14 protein-coding genes and 4 pseudogenes are annotated in these 17,368 nt (G+C 71.7%); 8 read left to right on the plus strand and 10 right to left on the minus strand.

Annotation, left to right across the window (positions count from 1 at the left end; translation table 11 throughout):
* Positions 1-345: 345 nt before the first annotated feature.
* Positions 346-1,395 (plus strand): LacI family DNA-binding transcriptional regulator, encoded by a 1,050-nt coding sequence (locus ACIBCU_RS13330; protein WP_362928212.1) that lies wholly within the window; start codon positions 346-348, stop codon positions 1,393-1,395.
* Positions 1,396-1,603: 208 nt separating this feature from the next.
* Positions 1,604-1,870 (plus strand): lysine transporter LysE, encoded by a 267-nt coding sequence (locus ACIBCU_RS13335; RefSeq protein ID WP_399231272.1) that lies wholly within the window; start codon positions 1,604-1,606, stop codon positions 1,868-1,870.
* Positions 1,871-1,926: 56 nt separating this feature from the next.
* Here ACIBCU_RS13335 and ACIBCU_RS13340 read toward each other — a convergent pair whose 3' ends face one another.
* Positions 1,927-2,670: a class I SAM-dependent methyltransferase gene (locus tag ACIBCU_RS13340; RefSeq protein WP_399231274.1), complete on the minus strand. Its 744-nt coding sequence runs from the start codon at positions 2,668-2,670 to the stop codon at positions 1,927-1,929.
* A gap of 300 nt (positions 2,671-2,970) precedes the next feature.
* Here ACIBCU_RS13340 and ACIBCU_RS13345 point away from each other — a divergent pair, with 300 nt between their 5' ends.
* A complete protein-coding gene (locus ACIBCU_RS13345; protein WP_399231276.1) occupies positions 2,971-3,450 on the plus strand; it encodes a hypothetical protein in 480 nt (159 codons plus the stop codon).
* Between the two features lie 135 nt (positions 3,451-3,585).
* On the opposite strand, the pseudogene ACIBCU_RS13350 reads toward ACIBCU_RS13345, so the two are convergent.
* A pseudogene (locus ACIBCU_RS13350) lies at positions 3,586-3,973 on the minus strand (transposase); the annotation flags it as partial.
* On the opposite strand from ACIBCU_RS13350, the pseudogene ACIBCU_RS13355 reads away from it, so the two are divergent.
* Positions 3,934-4,059: pseudogene (locus ACIBCU_RS13355) on the plus strand (IS630 family transposase); the annotation flags it as partial. The pseudogenes ACIBCU_RS13350 and ACIBCU_RS13355 overlap by 40 nt on opposite strands.
* A gap of 142 nt (positions 4,060-4,201) precedes the next feature.
* On the opposite strand, the gene ACIBCU_RS13360 reads toward ACIBCU_RS13355, so the two are convergent.
* Positions 4,202-5,143, minus strand: coding sequence for an aldo/keto reductase (locus tag ACIBCU_RS13360; RefSeq protein ID WP_399231278.1), 942 nt, complete (start codon positions 5,141-5,143; stop codon positions 4,202-4,204).
* Between the two features lie 85 nt (positions 5,144-5,228).
* Between ACIBCU_RS13360 and ACIBCU_RS13365 the strand changes: the two genes are divergently transcribed.
* From ACIBCU_RS13365 to ACIBCU_RS13375, 3 genes and pseudogenes are all read left to right on the plus strand, one after another.
* Positions 5,229-5,846, plus strand: a complete 618-nt coding sequence (locus ACIBCU_RS13365) for a TetR/AcrR family transcriptional regulator (protein WP_399231280.1) — start codon at positions 5,229-5,231, stop codon at positions 5,844-5,846.
* 77 nt (positions 5,847-5,923) lie between these two features.
* Positions 5,924-6,028: pseudogene (locus ACIBCU_RS13370) on the plus strand (hypothetical protein); the annotation flags it as partial.
* A gap of 48 nt (positions 6,029-6,076) precedes the next feature.
* A pseudogene (locus ACIBCU_RS13375) lies at positions 6,077-6,375 on the plus strand (LysR family transcriptional regulator); the annotation flags it as partial.
* Between the two features lie 10 nt (positions 6,376-6,385).
* Here ACIBCU_RS13375 and ACIBCU_RS13380 read toward each other — a convergent pair.
* From ACIBCU_RS13380 to ligA, 6 genes are all read right to left on the minus strand, one after another.
* Complete coding sequence (locus ACIBCU_RS13380) at positions 6,386-6,691, minus strand: 4a-hydroxytetrahydrobiopterin dehydratase (protein WP_362928224.1); 306 nt, start codon at positions 6,689-6,691, stop codon at positions 6,386-6,388.
* Between the two features lie 116 nt (positions 6,692-6,807).
* The gene (locus ACIBCU_RS13385) at positions 6,808-7,551 is read right to left on the minus strand and encodes a YoaK family protein (RefSeq protein WP_399231282.1); all 744 of its coding nucleotides are present in this window, start codon (positions 7,549-7,551) and stop codon (positions 6,808-6,810) included.
* A gap of 91 nt (positions 7,552-7,642) precedes the next feature.
* Positions 7,643-9,961 (minus strand): protein translocase subunit SecD, encoded by a 2,319-nt coding sequence (gene secD, locus ACIBCU_RS13390; RefSeq protein ID WP_399231284.1) that lies wholly within the window; start codon positions 9,959-9,961, stop codon positions 7,643-7,645.
* Positions 9,962-9,997: 36 nt separating this feature from the next.
* Positions 9,998-10,426 carry a hypothetical protein gene (locus ACIBCU_RS13395; RefSeq protein ID WP_399231286.1) on the minus strand — a complete coding sequence of 143 codons (429 nt, stop codon included), beginning with the start codon at positions 10,424-10,426 and terminating at the stop codon, positions 9,998-10,000.
* A gap of 143 nt (positions 10,427-10,569) precedes the next feature.
* The gene (locus ACIBCU_RS13400; protein WP_362928232.1) at positions 10,570-11,415 is read right to left on the minus strand and encodes a rod shape-determining protein; all 846 of its coding nucleotides are present in this window, start codon (positions 11,413-11,415) and stop codon (positions 10,570-10,572) included.
* Between the two features lie 146 nt (positions 11,416-11,561).
* Positions 11,562-13,658: an NAD-dependent DNA ligase LigA gene (gene ligA / locus ACIBCU_RS13405; RefSeq protein WP_399231288.1), complete on the minus strand. Its 2,097-nt coding sequence runs from the start codon at positions 13,656-13,658 to the stop codon at positions 11,562-11,564.
* A 250-nt stretch (positions 13,659-13,908) separates the two neighbouring features.
* On the opposite strand from ligA, the gene ACIBCU_RS13410 reads away from it, so the two are divergent.
* Positions 13,909-14,964, plus strand: a complete 1,056-nt coding sequence (locus ACIBCU_RS13410; protein ID WP_399231290.1) for a LacI family DNA-binding transcriptional regulator — start codon at positions 13,909-13,911, stop codon at positions 14,962-14,964.
* A gap of 13 nt (positions 14,965-14,977) precedes the next feature.
* Here the strand turns inward: ACIBCU_RS13410 and ACIBCU_RS13415 are convergent, their stop codons facing one another.
* Positions 14,978-17,245, minus strand: a complete 2,268-nt coding sequence (locus ACIBCU_RS13415; RefSeq protein ID WP_399231293.1) for an alkaline phosphatase family protein — start codon at positions 17,243-17,245, stop codon at positions 14,978-14,980.
* Positions 17,246-17,368: the final 123 nt, after the last annotated feature.

Here is a 17,368-nt window from a genome sequence, read left to right on the forward strand (position 1 = left end):
GCCTTCGCTCGGCTGAGACTGCAAGGCGCCTGAGGGAAAGTCAATACATTCATCGAAGATTGAACGAACTTTTCGGGATACATGCAGGTCAGACGGCCATGATGCCTCACTCCCCGTAGTGCACTAAAGCGCATTAGACTCCTGCAACTCAAGCGCATTAGTTGTCCGTTGGCTTCACTCGACCCAGCCCTCGGCAAGGCTTACACTGCCCCGGGGCCGGGCGAAGGCGCCGACCTCACTTGGGGACCACGGGGAAACGCGGGAAAGAGGCACCGGGTGATACCGAAGGGGCCGTCGGCCGAGGACATCTCACCGGCCAGACGCACACCGGCACGCCGGCCGACCATGAAGGACATCGCGCAGCGCGCCGGCGTCTCGGAGAGCGCCGTCTCGTTCGCGCTCAACGGCCGTCCGGGTGTCTCGGAGATCACCCGCGACCGGATCCGGCGCGTCGCCGAACAGCTGGGCTGGCGGCCGAGTACAGCCGCGCGGGCACTGTCCGGGGAGGGGTCGGCCACCGTGGGGCTGGTCGTGGCCCGTCCGGCGGCCAACCTGGGCGTGGACTCGTTCTTCCTCCAGCTGATCTCCGGAATCCAGGAGGTGCTCGCCGAACGCCAACTCGGCCTGCTCTTCCAGGTGGTGGAGGACGTGGCCGCCGAGTGCGCGGTCTACAGGCGCTGGTGGGCCGAGCACCGGGTCGACGGTGTGCTGATGGTCGACCCGCGTACGGACGATCCGCGTGCGGACCTGCTGGACGAACTGGGCCTGCGGGCCGTCGTCATCGGCACGCTGCCCGGCGGTGACACGGGCCCGCACCCGGGGCTCTCACAGATCCGCGCGGACGACGCGGGCGCCATGGCGGCGGTCGTCGGCCGTCTGCACGAGCTGGGGCACCGCCGCATCGTGCACATCGCGGGCCTGTCCAGCCTCGCCCACACCGACCGGCGCATCGAGTCCCTGCGGATCGAGGCCGACCGGCGCGGCCTGGCCGAGGCGCACTCGGTGACCACGGACTACTCCGACATCGAGGGGGCGGCGGTCACCAGGAAGGTGCTGGAGCAGCCGGTGCCACCGACGGCCCTGATCTACGACAACGATGTGATGGCCGCGGCGGGGTCCGCGGTCGCCACGGGCCTCGGCCTCGCGGTCCCCGACGACGTATCGGTCGTGTCGTGGGAGGACTCGGCACTCTGCCGGCTGACCGCACCGTGGCTGACTGCGCTCTCCCGGGACCCGGTCGCGTTCGGCCGGCTCGCGGCAAGGGAGCTGACCGTACTGCTCGACGGCGGGCCGGCCCGCACCGTGCAGGTTCCGCTTCCCCGGCTGATCGAGCGGGGCAGCACGGCGGCGGCGCGGGACGGCGGGGGCGGGGCGGGAGCAGTGCCGGCAGGGTGACCGGAAGGTCCTGCCTCCACGGCCGGCGGCGCTCACCGCACCAGAGGGTGTTCCCGAGCAACCGTTCCGGCCGTTCGCGGGTCTCTCCCCCGGGCCCCGTGCGAGGCCTGCTCGCCCGTGAGGCCGGAGGAATGTCCTGAGGATTGGCAGAGCGGCGAAGGGTGTCGGCGAGTTCCTGGCGGAGACTGTCGGGGAAGCCGTCGCGGAGGTGATCCTCGGCCTGCTCGCCTGTGCCCTGCTCGCCGGTCTGGCTCTGATCGCCTACCTGAGCTGGTCCTTCAGCCCGCTCCTGACCGTCGCGGGTGCCGGCCTGCTCGGCCTGTTCCTCGCTCACGGCGCCTGGGGGACCTTCCGCCATCCCGTGAAGGGCCGCCGCCGACGGAGCTGGACCGCGGTGGCCGCAGCCGGCTTCACCCTGGTCGCAGCGACGGCGGCGTTCCTGCTGCTTTACGCCACAGGCTGCGGCTGCCTGTGATGCCGCCGGGGGAACCGCCGTCCAGGCTCCGGCAACGGCGGTCGGGGCGCTTCTCGTCAGCCGCGCGCCCGGAACGCCAGCAGCCGGTACGAGGGGTCGGCCCGTGGGCGGTCCGGGTCGGGCAGGGCGGTGAGTTCGGCCGCGAGGCGGGTGGCCGCCGTTCCGGGCAGCGCCAGTCGCGAGGCGTAGTCGCCCCGCAGCACCCCCCGTGCGGTGCGCAGGGGCGAGCGCCCCTGCCCGTGTCCGGTGAAGCCGGCCTCGCCCGCAGGCTCCAGGCCGCAGGATCGCGCGTAACCGGTGACCAGGTCCGCCGCGTCGGCCGGTTGCGAGCTGCGGTAGGGGGTGAGCACCGCGTCGATGTCGCTGTCCACGTCGTGTCCGGCGTCCTTGTCGACCGTGGCGACGAACACCCCGCCGGGCCGCAGCACCCGGGCCGCCTCGGCCACCACCTCGCGGACGAGACCGTCACCGCGCAGCAGGTGTAGCAGCCAGACCGCGCTGACCGCGTCGACCGAGGCGGTGCGCAGGGGGAGTCGCCGTACGTCGGCGAGTGCGACCGCCCCGATCCGCTGCCGGGCCAGCCGTGCCATGCCGTACGAGGCGTCCGCGCCGAACACCCGGAGCGCCGGGCGGCCCTGGGAGATCCGCCGGGTGACCAGCCCCGTCCCGCAGCCGATGTCCAGCAGCGTACGGGCGGACGGTGGCAGCAGTCCGAGGACAGCGCCCGCGGCGGCCTCGGCCCGGGGTTCCCCACCGCGGGTCCTGTCGTAGCGGGGGGCTTCCGTGTCGTAATCCAGCACGACGCCACCCTAGGGGGCGCCCGTCGCCTCCCGTCCGGGTTTCTCTCAGCCGAGCGTGATGTCCCCCCGGCGAGGCGACACGCCGCCCGCTGCCCTTCGCGGCGGGCAGCGTTGCCTGTGGGACCCCTTCCGCGGCCGCAACCATGCCCGCGAGCTGTGCTTTTGCGTTGTGGCGAAAGAGCCTGGCTAGGGCTATCGCGTCACGGCATCATTGCTGCGTTGTCAGAGCGGGGCCGCGGTTGTGCGTGACCGGCCCAGCCTCTCGGCTTGTTTCACGATCCAGAACAGGAGAGTTCTCCCATGACCATACGAGGGACGGCCAAGGCGTTATCGTCGATCGCGGTGGTGGCGGCGATAGGCCTGTGCGCTATGCCAGGTACGGCCCACGCCGGAGTTGTCTATCAGTCGCGCACCCTGTCGGGCGAGAGCCTGACGGATGCTGGCTCCGCCAGGTGGGCTGAGGCTCACCTGATCGCCGACGATAGCTCCCTGTACGGCGCTAAGTTCAACCCGGACGGCGAAGTCCTGACGGCGTGGGACCGGATGGCGGACGGGCACGCGAACCGTATCGAGATGATCGTCTACAAGGGCTTCTACTACGACAGCGCGTTCGTCGCGGACAGGGACACGATCTACGTCGCGTCGGCCGACGGCAACAAGACGCACAATCTGGGGTCCCCAGACGGCAGCGGTGACATCCCGGAGGACCGCGGGGTCGAGTTCCGTGTCTGCGTCAACGAGACGTCGCAATGCAGCGACTGGGTACGCGCAGTGTCCTGATCGAATTCGCCGCGCTGCCGCCGACCTCGGCCAGCCAACCCGGACCGTCAAGCGCAGACTCATGCGCGCCAGCCTGAGACAGGGACTGTAAAACGTTCGGCTCTGTCTCACATTCGGTGGTGACTCTGTGTGGTGTTATCCGAGGAGGATGCGGTGGCGAAGGAGGGTGAAGCCTGCTCGTCCGTGCATCTGGCGGGCAATGCGCTTGGTCTTGGTGTTGACACCCTCGGTCGGGCCGTTGCTGTACGGGAGTGTGAACGCGGCGATTACAGCGTCGCGGTCTCGCTCGAGACCGCGGGTGAAGGCGTGCAGATACGGCAGATCGGCTGCTCGGACCTCGGTGACCCATTGGTCGAGGGTGTCGGCGTTTTCTGGCTGAGGCTTCAGGAGTGGGGCGAAGGTCCGGATGTGGGCTACCAGTTGGGTCAACTCGGGGCACGCGGGCGGTGAGCCGGGTCAGGAGGTCTTGGTACTCGGCCTTCGCGATCGATCCGCGCGGCCTGCCCGGACGGCGCCCCGAACTACGTGATCCTCGACAACCTGTCCGCGCACTTGAACCGGCGGATCCGCCGCTGGGCCGACCGGAACAGGGTCGAGCTCTGCTTCACCTGCAGGGCGATAGTCACGGCGCGATGTTCCCACGCCCAGTGCACAGGCTGCCCAGCCCATTCCAACTGCTTGTCCGCTCTCAACCCGGCGAACCTTCCCGGTCACAGTAGGGGGCGCCCGTCACCTCCGGTCCGGGCTTCTCTCAGCCGAGCGTGATGTCCCCCCGGCGAGGCGGGACCGCGTCGAGTGCCGCGACCGTCGCCTCGTCGAGCGTGACCGCTCCCGCGTCGACGTTCGCCTCCAGGTGATCCGGGTCGGCCGTCCCGGGGATCAGCAGCAGGTTCGGGGCGTGGCTGAGGAGCCAGGCCAGGCCGACCTGTGCGGGAGTGACCGCCAGGTCGCGGGCGGCGGCGCTCACGGCGGGCTCGTCGGACACCTTCGGCAGGCCGTCGAAGGCGCTGCCGAGGGGGAAGTACGGCACCCAGGCGATGCCCTCGGCGAGACACAGCCGCAGCATGTCCTCGTCGTCGCGCGTGAGCAGGCTGTAGGCGTTCTGCACGCAGGCGATGCCGGCGGGGAGGGCCCTGCGCAGCCCGTCGAGCGTGACACTGCTGAGGCCGATCGCACCGATCTTGCCCTCGTCGCGCAGTGCGGTCATCGCGGCGAGCTGGTCGTCGAGGTCGACGACCTGGTCGCCTTCGGCGCGCAGGCCTGGCCCGTTGTCCGCACGGCGCAGATTGACGAGGGGGATCTGTTCGAGTCCGAGGGCGGCCAGGTTGTCCTCGACACCCGCGCGCAGCTGCTCGGGACGCTGCGCGAGGCGCAGGGGAAGGGGGCCATCAGGGTCGGGGGCTGCTCCGACCTTGCTGACCACCATGACGTCGTCCTCGGGGCGGATGGCCTCGCGGATCACGTCGTTGACGAATCCATGGCCGTAGAACTGGGCGGTGTCGATGTGGTCGATCCCCAGCTCGACGGTGCGGCGCAGCAGCGCCACGGCCGCCTTGCGGTCGCCCGCGAGGCGTTCGAGCTGCATCGCGCCGAAGCCGACGCGGGAGACGGTGCGGCCGGCGAGCTGTCCGGGCCCTCCGGGGCGCCGCGCGCCGGAGGCCGTGTGCTGGAGAGATCGGGTGGGAGAGGCCATGACGGTGTCCCGTTCTCGTGAGACGATGAATTAAGCGGAGTCACTCCGCTTAGTCCAGACTAGCAGTAAACGGAGGCCCTCCGCTTTGTCAGAGCACGAATCCCCGGCCACGGACCGCGGCGCCGCGGCGCCCGGCCGACCGGTACGCGCCGACGCGCGGCGCAACCGCGACAGAATCCTCTCCGTCGCCCGAGCCGCCTTCGCCTCGACGGCCGAGGCCGTGCCTCTGGACGCGATCGCCCGCGAGGCCGGTGTCGGGATCGGCACGCTCTACCGGCACTTCCCGACCCGTGAAGCGCTGGTGGAGGCCCTTTACTCGACGGAGCTGGACAAGGTGGTCTCCAGCGCGCCCGCACTGCTCTCCGCACTGCCTCCCGAAGCCGCGCTCCGCGCGTGGATGGACGGGTACGCTGCGTTCTTCCAGGTCAAGCGCGGTATGTCGGCCACGCTGCGCGCGGGCTGGGCGTCGGGCAGCATCGCCACGCCCGCGACGCGGGAACGGATCACGGCAGCCATCGCGGAGATCCTCGACCGCGGCGCGCGTACCGGATCACTGCGTGCGGACGTCGATCCGGAGGACGTCACGATGATGCTGCTCGGGGTGTTCCTCTCCACCACGGCGAGCGACTCGCCGGAGAGGACCGGTCAGCTCCTCGACCTGGTCGTCGACGCGCTCCGGCACTCCGCGGGCCGGAACGGCTGACGGACCGGCCAAGCGCCTCATGAATACGGGCCTGGAGCACGCTCCACGTATTGCCGGTGGGTGCCGGCGGCCATAACGTGCGCGCATGGAGCTGGAGTTACGCCATCTGGCACCGTACGGGCGATAGCCGACACCGGCATCTCACCAAGGCCGCGGCGGCTCTCGGGCTCGCGCAGCCCGCGATCGGCGCCCAGTTGCGGCGGATCGAGAAGGCGCTCGGCGGCCCCCTCACCCCGGCGTCGGTGTACGAGACGGACACGGCGTCCGTGGTGCATCCGGTCCAGGTGGGCCGGGCGATCGGGCTGTGCCGCGCCACGTTCCCGCCGCCCCGGGCCTTTTGACCCGGCCACTCGCGGGTTCGCCGCTGAGAGCTGGCACCATCTGCTGGACCGGCGGTCCCCCGCGGCGAGCGCCGCGGCCGCCGCGGGTGGGCGGGCACACCTGTGCGGCGTACGCGGAGGCCGTGCGGCGCAGCGACAGCTACGCGAACTGGCTGGCCGCACACCCCCGCTTCGGCCCTGCTCCGTGAGGATGCCTGCCTACTCCGCCCCGTGCCCGGCGGCGACCGCCTCCACCCGCGCCGCCAGCGCGAGGTCCTTGCGTGTGACGGCGCCACCCGCGTCATGCGTGTGCACGGCGAGGGCCACCGTGTGGTAACCGAGCGTCAGGTCCGAGTGGTGGTTGAGCTCATCCTGGATCTGGGCGATGTGTACGGTCAGCCCGGCGGCGGCGAAGTGGGAGGGCAGCCGGTAGGTACGGGTGATCCGGTCCCCCTCCAGCTGCCATCCGGGCAACTCGCGCAGGCCGGCCTCGATGTCGTCTGCGGACAGCGGTTCAGCGGGCATTCGGCGGCTCCTGGGCGTACGGGTGCGGTTGACGGGTGCCTGTGACGTTACGGTCCGGGTGCACCGGCTGTCGCGCCTGACACGGGGCGGGCTGCCGCTGCCGGCCGGGGCCCGCCTCATGCCCCGTCGCGCGGCCGCGTCCAGGGGGCGTCGGTCCGGGCCAGCAGGGTCGCCGCCGTGCTCATGACGGCCAGGAGAACCACGGCGAGGACCAGCGGCAGCGTCGGGTGCCCGTTCAGCAGGACCAGAGCACCGATGAAGGCACCGGCCAGCAGGGCGGCGGCGGAGAGGAGCCGGCGCCCCGCCCGGCTGCCGGGCCCCTTGGCGAACCGGCTGTCGGCCACGGCGCCGGTCAGGGTGCGGGTCAGCACGGTGGTGGTGAGGTCGGGTACGGCGAGCGCCCGGACCGCGGCGTTCTGCACACCGAGCCCGAGGGCGAGCAGCACGATGAGGGTGAACCGGACTCCCCCGGTGTACGGTCCGCCCGAGACCAGCGTGACGATCATGGCGGCGGTGACGAAGACGGTCTCGACGAGGAGCGCGTGCTGCAACTGCCGGCCCCGGTGCGCCCTCGCCCGGTGGACGGTGATGCCGCCGGCCAGCGCCCCGGCCCCGAACGACACGAGCGCCGCGATCGAGGCGAGCGTCGAGAAGCCCGCCGCGCCTGCGACGGCGAATCCCATGAAGACGACGTTGCCCGTCATGTTGGCGACGAAGACATGCCCGAGGAGCAGATAGCTGAACGCGTCGACCAGCCCGGTGAGCACGGTCAGGACGAGCATCACCGGCGGCAGCGGACCGTGCGGACCGCCCATGTCCGGTACGAGCGTGTCCCGGGCCTCACGCAGCACGAGGGGCATGAGAGGCACACTCCGATCACTCGAGGTGGTCAGGATTGTGCCCCAGCCCGGCAGTCGTGCTCTCCGTACGCGCCGCGGTGACAACGGAGCCTCAGACGCGTGCCCCGTTGTCGGCGGGGTCCCGGCGCGGCTTGCCGACCGCCTTCCTGCGCCCCGGTGCCCGCTTGCGGGCGGGCGGCGGGGCCTTGCTGCTCCTCTCCAGAAGGAGCGCTCCCGGTACGGCGGTCATCACCGAGGAGTACGTCCCCACGCAGATGCCGATGAGAAGGGCGAGCGCGAAGTCCGCCAGCGAGTCACCGCCCAGCACCGCGAGGGCGACCAGGATGAACAGGGCGCCCGTCCCCGTGTTGACGGTACGTGGGACGGTCTGCAGGACGGCACGGTTGGCCACGTCGGCGACCGGGGTGCGCCGGTTCCTGGCCCAGAGCTCCCGTACCCGGTCGAACACCACCACGGAGTCGTTGACGGAGTAACCGATGACGGTGAGCAGGGCGGCCAGGAAGATCCCGTCGACGGGGCGTCCGAGCCAGGCGAAGGCGCCGACCAGGATGACGACGTCGTGGACCAGGGCCCCGACCGACGCCACGGCGAACGTCCAGCGGAAGCGGGCCGCGAGATAGGCGAGTTGCACGAACACGGCCACGCCCAGGGCGATCAGGGCGTTGCGCCGCAGTTCGTCCCCCAGGCTGGGGCCGATCAGCTCGTCGCGCACCTTCGTGGCCTCGCCGCCCTCCTCGGCCAGCGCGGCCCGCAGGGCGTGTTCCCCGTCGTTGTCCAGTTTCCCGGTGCGTACGGAGAGGTCGTGCTCGCCCGCCGTGGTGACCTCGGCGTCGGCGAATCCCGCGGCGGCGATCGTGTCGCGGGCGGTCTCGACGTCGACGGGACGGCTGGTGGAGTACTCCACCAGCCGTCCGCCGGTGAATTCGACCCCCAGATCGACTCCACGCACGAGGATGCCGGTCACGGCGACGAGGACGAGCGCGGCGGACATCATCAGCCAGCGGCGCGGAGCCCGGAACAGCTGGGGGTCGCGGGCGTTGAGCCAGGTGCGTACGCGGCCGGGCCGTGCGATGCCGTTCACACCCGCGTAGTCACCGACGAACCGGGATCCCGCCGCGATCTCGGTGAGCGCCCGGGCGATGACGAGCGCGGAGAACATCGAGACCAGGACACCGATGGCGAGGGTGACTCCGAAGCCCTTGACCGGCCCCGAACCGAGGAAGAAGAGGAGGCTGGCGGCGATCAGTGTGGTGACGTTGGAGTCGGCGACGGCGCTCCAGGCGTTACGGAATCCGGCGCTCAGCGCGGAGCGCAGTGAACCGTTCCGCCGCTCCGCGTACTCCTCCCGGGCCCGTTCGAAGACAAGGACGTTGGCATCGACCGCCATTCCGATGGCGAGGACGAAGCCGGCGAGTCCCGGCAGGGTCAGGGTGACGCCGAGGACGACGAGCGCCGCGTACGAGATCACTCCGTAGGCGGCGAGGGCGAGCGCGGCGAGCGCACCGAACAGCCGGTACATGAAGGTGATGAAGAGCGCCGTGGCCGCGGCGCCGATGAGGGCGGCCTGGGCGCTGGCGTCGATGGCGGCCGCCCCGAGGGTCGGGCCGACGGTCCGCTGCTCGACGATCTCCACGGGGACGGGGAGGGCACCACCCTTGATGAGCAGGGCGAGGTCGCGTGCCTCGTCGGCGCTGAAGGAGCCGGTGATCTGGGTGGACCCGGAGGGCAGTCCCGCCTTGCAGCCGACCGACGGGTCGACCTGCGGCGAGGAGATGACCTTCCCGTCGAGGACGATCGCGACGCGGCGCCGTTCGTCCTGGGCCGGGTTGCACGCGGCTTCCCCGGTGAGCTCCGTCCATTTCCTGCCCGCGTCCTTGTGGAAGTCGAGCGAGACGCTCCAGCCCGTGCCCTGCTGCGCGTCGAAGTTCGCGGTGGCGTCCTTGACTCCGGCGCCGGAGAGCTGCGTGGGGCCGAGATCGAGGAGCCCGCCCTGTTCGTCGGGGAGGGTCGGCCCGTCCCCGGCCGCGTCGGTCTCCGCGTCCTTCTGCGCCTGGGTCCCGGGGCCCTGGACGGCGTGGAAGCTGAGCTGGGCGGTTCTGCCGATGACCTCGGCCGCCTCGCGCGGGTCCTGGACGTCGGGCAGTTCGACGATGATCCGGTCCTCGCCCGAGCGGGTCAGCACGGGTTCGGCGACGCCGAGTGAGTCGATGCGCTGCCGCAGTACCTCCAGGGTGCGATCGGTGCTCTCCCGGTCCGCCTTCGCGGTGCCGGAGTCCTTGGCCTGCAGCACCATCCGGGTGCCGCCCTGGAGGTCGAGGCCGAGTCTGGGTGACATGGTCAGCGTGATGAACACGGAGACGAGCAGAACGGCGGCAGCCAGAACCGCTCGCACCGTGGTGGCGCGAGTCATGGGAGTCCCCTTGAGTGGGCGTCGTCCGCCCTGGCCTCAGAGGGGAGGGCGGGGCGACGGGTCTGTGGAACAGGACCGGCGAAGGGCCGGCTGACCGGCCGTCACCCCTGGAGGACCCCGCACACCGGGAAGCGCCGCCCCCGCCCTGACGACGGTGAAGGGGCCCGCGCCCACTGCTCCTGGCGCGATGCCCCGAGGCAGGGGGAGGCCCTGCGGGCGCGGTGGCAGGGCGCCGTGGCCGGGCGGGGGAACGTGGTGCGGGGCGTGGGGGCGGTCGGCGCCCGCACGCGGCACCAGGCCGACGGCGGGATCGGCGATGTGCTCGGCGGGGGCGGCGTGCGCGAGGCCGGTGACGGCATGCGCGGCGCCGGGGCCGGGCAAGGGGAGTGCTGTTCCGGCGGCGGCCGACGCGCCCCCGAGGAGTGTCAGGGCGGTGAGGAGCAGCGCGGCAAGAAGGTGCCGCATCTCGTGCCGCGGTGTGCCGGGCGGTCGCGTGCCATGCGCTCGCGCGTCGTGCGGTCGCGTGCCGAGTGTCCGCGCCTCGTGCGGTCGTGTGCCGTGCGGCGCCCTCGGGGGCGCGTTCCCCCGGGGTGCCCCCGGGAGGGGGCTCACCTCAGCCGGACCGGGCGGAAGGACACCGCACCCGCACCGGAGCGGGCCGGCACCGAGGCCAGGATCAGTGCGGCGCCCCGCACGACGGCGGTCGACGGGTCGGGGGCGATGCGCACCGGCACACCGAGGCAGCCCGCGATCAGGTCGGTGACGTCGCGGCGGAGCGCTCCGCCACCGGTGAGCACGGGCCCACGGCGCAACGCTCCCCGCACCGCGCCGTGCTGGTCCTCACGCCACATGGACGTGATCATATCGAGGACGCTACGGACGAGTTCCGCCGGCAGCGTCCGAGGTTCGAGATCGCTGAGTCCCGCGTCGGCCTGGCGGGCGTCGACGACCCTTCCGTCCACGAGCAGGGCGACTTCGGTCAGCTCGGCACCCATGTCGACGACCAGCACGGGACCGCTGCCCAGCAGCCCGGCGGACGCGGCCACGGCGCTGGCGCTGTTCAGGACCAGGGCCCCGGACGCGCCCAGAGCGGCGAGGAGCTCCCCCGCCAGCGTGCGGTGTTCCCGTCCGGCCAGGACCGGGTGGCTCAGCACGATCACACTGTCCTGCCGGTGATCGCCGAGCGCGGTGTCGGCCAGGCGGCTCAGCAGTCCGGCGCAGGACGCCGCGTCGACGATGCGCCCCCGCCGGACCGGCCGGCCGACGTGGTCCTCCCACCCGGCCGGTCCGCCAGGGACAAGACCCCGCCCGGGGACCCAGGCACGGGCCCCGGAGCTGCCCAGGTCGATGGCCAGTCCCCTGACGCGACCGGGACGGTGCACCGCTCCTGCGTGTGCGACCCGCTGCCGGAGAACCGGCCGGCCGCGCCGCCGTCCATCACGCGAAGAACGCATCGGGCCCTCACCCTCAGGTCTGCCGCCCAGCCGCCCGTACTCACCGACCGCCGATAGCGAGGCATGATCGAGTCCTCACTATGCAATACAAGGCATGGAAACGCCACTCTCTTGACAATTCCAAGGCTTGGGTCCGCGTTTACCTTTCACGCCTCCGAGGCGAGGTAGCTCTCGACCAGCTCGGCGAACTCCTCGGGCGCGGCTATCCGGACTCCCAGATCCTCGGCCTTGGTCCGCTTGGACCCTGCCTTCTCGCCGGCGACCAGCAGGCTGGTGCGCTTGGAGACACTGGAGGAGGACTTCCCGCCGGCCCGCTCGATCAGCTCGTTCATCTGATTGCGCGAGAGCTCCTCCAGAGCCCCGGTCATGGCTCCGGTGACCACGACCGTCATCCCGGCGAGCGGCAGGCCGGCCGCCGTCCCGTCCTCGGCTCCGCCCTCCGGCTCGGCACCGGGCTCCGGCGGAGGAGTCGCACCGGGCTCCGTCATATTGACGTCCGCGGCCACCAGCTTGCCGATCAGCGGCGCCAGCTCGGCGAGCTCCGTGACGACCGCCGCCGCCTTCTCCTTGCCGATTCCGTCGACCTTCTGCAACGTCTCCGCGTCCGCCGCGACGATCCGGTCCATCGAGGCGAAGTAGCGGGCGATCCGGCGGGACATGGAGCGGCCCGTGCCTCGCACACCGAGGGCGCAGAAGACACGGGACAGCGGACGGCTCCTGGCCGTCTCGATGGCCGCCAGCAGATTGTCGGTGGAGGTCTCCCCCATCCGCTCCAGCGAGAGCAGCTGGTCCCGCTCCAGCGTGAAGAGATCGGCGAAGTCCTGGACGAGGCCCGCGTCGACGAGCTGGACGACCCGGGTCGCGCCGAGCCCCTCGATGTCGAGCTGGTCACGGCCCACCGCGTAGGAGATGGAGGCGACCAGGCGGCAGTCGCGGCCCCGGACGCAGCGCCAGCGCTGCTCGCTCATGTCGATCTCCGACCCGCACCGGGGGCAGACCTCGGGGAACTCGACCGGCTTCTCCTCACCCGTCCGCAGATGGGCGACCGGGGCCTCGATGCGGGGGATGATGTCGCCCGCCTTGTAGACCATCACGTGGTCGCCCAGGCGCAGATCGCGGCGCGTGATGTCGGCGGGGTTGTGCAGCGTGGCGTAGCTGACGGTGGATCCGTCGATCTCGACGGGCTCCAGCACTGCGCGGGGCGCGATGATGCCGGTCCTGCCGACGTTCCACTCGACGCCCAGCAGCCGGGTGACCTTCTCCACCGCCGGGAGCTTGTAGGCGATGGCCCAGCGTGGCGCCCGCGTGCCCGATCCCGCGTCGCGCTGGTCGGCCGCCAGGTCCGCCTTGATCACGATGCCGTCGATCCCGAACGGCAAGGACGCGCGCAGGGCCGCGATGTCCTCGACCCCGGCCTGCACCTCCTCGACCGTGGTGACGGTGCGTGGGGCGACCGCGGTGTCCGCGGCCGTGTGCACGCCGAGCCCCGCGACGTACTCCAGGACCTCGCTGTGCGGGAGTTCGGCCAGGGTGGCTGTCGGCTCGCCGGATTCGGGCAGCGCGAGCGCGCCGTAGGCGAAGAAGGTCATCTCCACGCGGTAAGGACGGTCCTTGGCCCGCAGGGTGCCCGCCGCCCCGTTGCGCGGATTGGCGAAGGGGGCGGCTCCGTGTTCCGTGCGCACGGTGTTGGCCTGCTCGAACTGCTCGTTGGTCATGAGGATCTCGCCGCGCACCTCCAGGGTGACGGGAGCCCCGAGCCGCTCGGGCAGGCCGAGCACCGTACCGATCGCGTGCGAGACGTCCTCCCCGGCCGTCCCGTCGCCTCGGGTGATCAACCGGTCGAGGCGGCCCTGCCGGTAGCGTGCGGCGACGGCGAGACCGTCGAGCTTCGGCTCCACGCTCCAGGCGGCGACACACCTGCCTATACGACGCTCCACGGAGGCAGTCCACGTGACGAACTGCTCGGCGGAGAAGACATTGTCCAGCGAGAGCATCGGGACGGTGTGCGGCACGTCCCCCGAGGCCGCCCCGCCCGCGACCTTCCCGGTCGGCGAGGTGTCCAGCACCTCCTGCGGGTGCTCCTCCTCGTAGGCCGCGATCCCGCGCACCAGGCGGTCGTACGCGTCGTCGTCGAGCGTGCTCTCACCTGTGGCGTAATACGCGGCGGCGGCACGCTCGGCTTCTTCCACGGCGGCCGCGTAGGCGGCGGTGTCGGCGAGCACACCGACTGAGTTCGTCGTCATGACCACCATCCTGCCGTCCACCACTGACAACGCCCTCCGGGCACCATCCGGAGCCATCGGCGAGGGAACCGCTCTCCCATGCTCGATTCCAGTAACTCCGTTCAATCAGCAGGTAATTGAGGCTTCTGCACGGAGTCTTGACATGCTTACAGCAACTGACCGCCCTGACGGCGCTGCACGCGGGAAAGCACACCCGCTGACGTGCCGGAAGCCTTCGCGTGCCCGTCGGATCACCTTGTATAAAGACTGCATGACTGCCGACGTATCGCCGCCCGTACGCCCCGCCACCTTGGAGGACGTGGCCGCGGTGGCGGGCGTCTCCCGGGCGACCGTGTCCCGTGTGATCAACGGCGCGACCACGGTGGACCCGGCGTTGCGGCGGGTCGTGGAGGAGGCGGTGGCCGCCACCGGCTACGTCCCCAATCGTGCGGCGCGTTCGCTGGTGACCCGGCGCACCGATTCGATCGCCTTGGTGGTGTCCGAGCGTGAACGGCGCCCGGTCTCCGAGCCGTTCATCGGCCGGATGTTCTCCGACCCGCACTTCGGACGCGTGGTCGGCGGGCTGATGGACGTGCTGCGCCCCGCCGGGATCCAGATGGTGCTGATGCTCTCCGACGACGAGGTCTCCCGCAATCAACTCCTGTCGTACCTCCGCCAGGGGCACGTCGACGGGGTGGTGCTGATCTCCTCGCACGCCGACGACCCGCTGCCCGGGCTGCTCCACGACACCCGGCTGCCCGCCGTGCTGGCCGGCCGGCCCCGACGGCCCTCGCCGCTCACCTACGTCGAGGCGGATCAGCGGGCGGGGGCCCAGATGGCGGCCGACCACCTGGCGGCCCTGGGCCGGAGGCGTATCGGGACGGTGGCGGGCCCGCAGGACATGCCCGCGGGGCAGGTGCGTCTGACCGGCTTCCTGGACGCGCTGGAGCAGCACGGCATCGGGGACGTGGTGACCGCCGAAGGGGACTTCACCCAGTCGGGCGGGGCTTCGGCGATGCGCCGGCTGCTGAGTGAACGGCCGGATCTGGACGCTGTGTTCATCGCCTCGGACCTGATGGCGCTGGGCGCCCTGCCCGTGCTGCTCCGGGCGGGCAAGGACGTGCCGGGGGACGTCGCGGTGGTGGGTTTCGACGACAGCAACGCGGCGGTGGCGTGCGATCCGCCGCTGACGACCGTACGTCAGCCGGTGGAGGAGATGGCCTCCGAGATGGCCCGGCTCCTCCTGAAGCAGATCGGCAAACCGGGCGCCGGCCCCGAACCCCCCGTGGTCTTCCACCCGACACTGGTGCGGCGCGAGTCCGCCTGACGCCAGGGGCGCCTCACCCGCGTGGGCCCGGGACCGCGTCACCGGGGTCCGGGACATCGGCGCGGAGTGGGACATCCGCGCCGGCCGGCCCCTCCGAATGCGGTCCGACCGGGAACGGTTGTCCGTCCGGGAACGGTTCGTCCACCCGCACCGCTCCGGTGAAGCCCTCCTGCCGCAGCGGCACCTGGGGCCCGGACAGCTCCCTCAGCCAGCGTGCCAGCACCCGGTGCACCGCCTCCGCGCCCACCGGACCGGCCTGAGGAACGCCCACCGGACCGGCCTGAGACGCCCCCTGAGGAGCATCCGCCGCCACGGCGTCGAGGGGGTCGGTCAGCGTCCGCGGCCACAGCAGGAACGGCCGCGACTGTTCACCGCCCAGTCCGCCGTGCGAGCCGATCTGCTCCTCGAAGGCGTGTACACGGCCGGTCTCCGGGTCGTACATCGAATTGACCATGACGTCGGCGACATGCGGGAAGCCGTCGGTACGCCGCACCGCGTCCGCCGCGCCGGCCCCGAAGACGGCCATCGGCCCTTCCCCGTCCGTCAGCTCCGCCACCGGGACCTCCGCCCCGCCCGGCCCGAGCACCACCGACCCGTGCCTCTGGCTCCGCACGAGCAGGAAGCCGATCCCCGGATGGGAGGCGAGCGTGCCGAGCAGTGCGGGGTAGCGCCGGTCGAGCTGCTCGCGCGTGGCCCGCCCCTCGATGTCCGGGAACGACAGCAGCCCGAGATTTCCGGAGGCGAGCACCACCGGGTCGGAGGTCTTGGCCGGGTGCTCCGCCTCCTGCTCCCCGGCGACCGGCCTGTGCAGCGCGATGCGCACGGCGTCGCGGGCCTCGGAGGCGCTGCGGGTGCGCTGAGCGCTGCGGGGCACGGGCAGCCCGCAGCCGGCCCGTACGAGGTCCTTGAGTGTGAGGCCGTAGCGTCCTGCGAAGGTCTCCCCCGGGCTCTGGCCGTGGTCGGACAGCAGCACGATCCGGTAGTCGCGCGGGGTGCGGTCGGCGATCTTGAGGATGAGCCCCAGCGAACGGTCGAGCCGTGTCAGGACCTTCTCCGCGTCCCTGCTGAACGGCCCGGAGTGGTGGGCCACCTCGTCGTAGGCGACCAGGTCGGCGTAGACCGCGGTGCGTCCCGCGAACATGTCGCCGATCACCGCGGCGACCACCACGTCGCGTTCCACGACGGTCGCGAAGGCCCTGATGAAGGGGTACAGCCCGCCGCGCTTGACCCGGGGGTTCTCCTTCCGCACCCGTGCCCGGACGGACTGGCCGATCTCGCGGCCCACCTCGGCGACGAAGGACAGTGCTGTACGGACCGCGTTGGCCGGGTCGGAGAAGTAGGCGAAGTAGCCGGCGCGCGAGCGGCGCCCCTTGCCGAGCCTGGCCGCCATCGACAGGACCAGGGCGAGCTGGTCCGCGCCGCCGCTGAAGAGGTTGCCCCGGCTTGCGCCGTCGACGGTCAGCAGGCCGCCGTCGTGGGTGCGGGCGATGGCCCTGCGCTGCAGTTCGAGTGCGCTCGCCGGTCTGCTGGAGACCATGACGGTGCCGGTCTCCTTCTCGAACCAGCGGAAGGCCGGCACGTCGAAGTTGCTGCCGTGCAGGATGCCGAGCTGGCTGGCGCCGGTCTGGCTGGACCAGTCCGTGGTCCACGGGGTGAGGCGGTGGCCCGCCTCGTCGGAGAGCAGGCCCGCCACCGTCGGCATGAGTCCGTCGGCCGCGGCCTGTTCGAGTACGTCGTGGCCCACACCGTCGAGCTGGACGAACACGATCCCGGGCGGGCCGCCACGGCCGCCGTCCATGGTCTGCGGCGTGCCGCTGCGTCTGCGGCGCCGGTCCGCGAGGCGGGAGAGTCTGCGCCGGTAGGCGTCGTCGTCACGGACCGCGAGGGCCGTGGAGGTCGCGGAGGCGACGGCCGACATGACGGCGGCCACGACGACGGCGGTCTCCGGGTTCGCGTCTCCGCGCCCGTCCGGGATCAGCCGCAGGGCGATCAGCAGCAGCGAGCCGTTGAGGAAGAAGACCAGGGCGCCCAGCACCAGGGCGGGCACGATGAGCAGTGATCTGACGAGGACCGGCCACACCAGGGCGGACAGCAGACCGAAGGCGCCCGCGCCCCAGGCCGCGGTGAAGGCGGTCCTCGTGACGGTGTCCCCGTCGTCGGCCTGGAGCTGGAAGTCGGGCAGGATCCCCGCCAGCGCCAGCATGGTGAGCGTGGAGACGGCCCACACCGAGATCACGCGTATGAGGGTTCCCCCCGCCCTGCGCCATCGCCCGCCACTCACGCCGTTCCACCTCACGTCCGGGCCCCGTGTTCGGCATGGGCCCGCATCAAGCCTGTCATAGCCGTTCCGGGATCTTCCCAGGCCCCGGGCCGTCTCCGGGGCTCGGATGCCGGCCATGACCCT

The organism is Streptomyces sp. NPDC051064 (genome assembly GCF_044455985.1).
Lineage (GTDB): Bacteria > Actinomycetota > Actinomycetes > Streptomycetales > Streptomycetaceae > Streptomyces.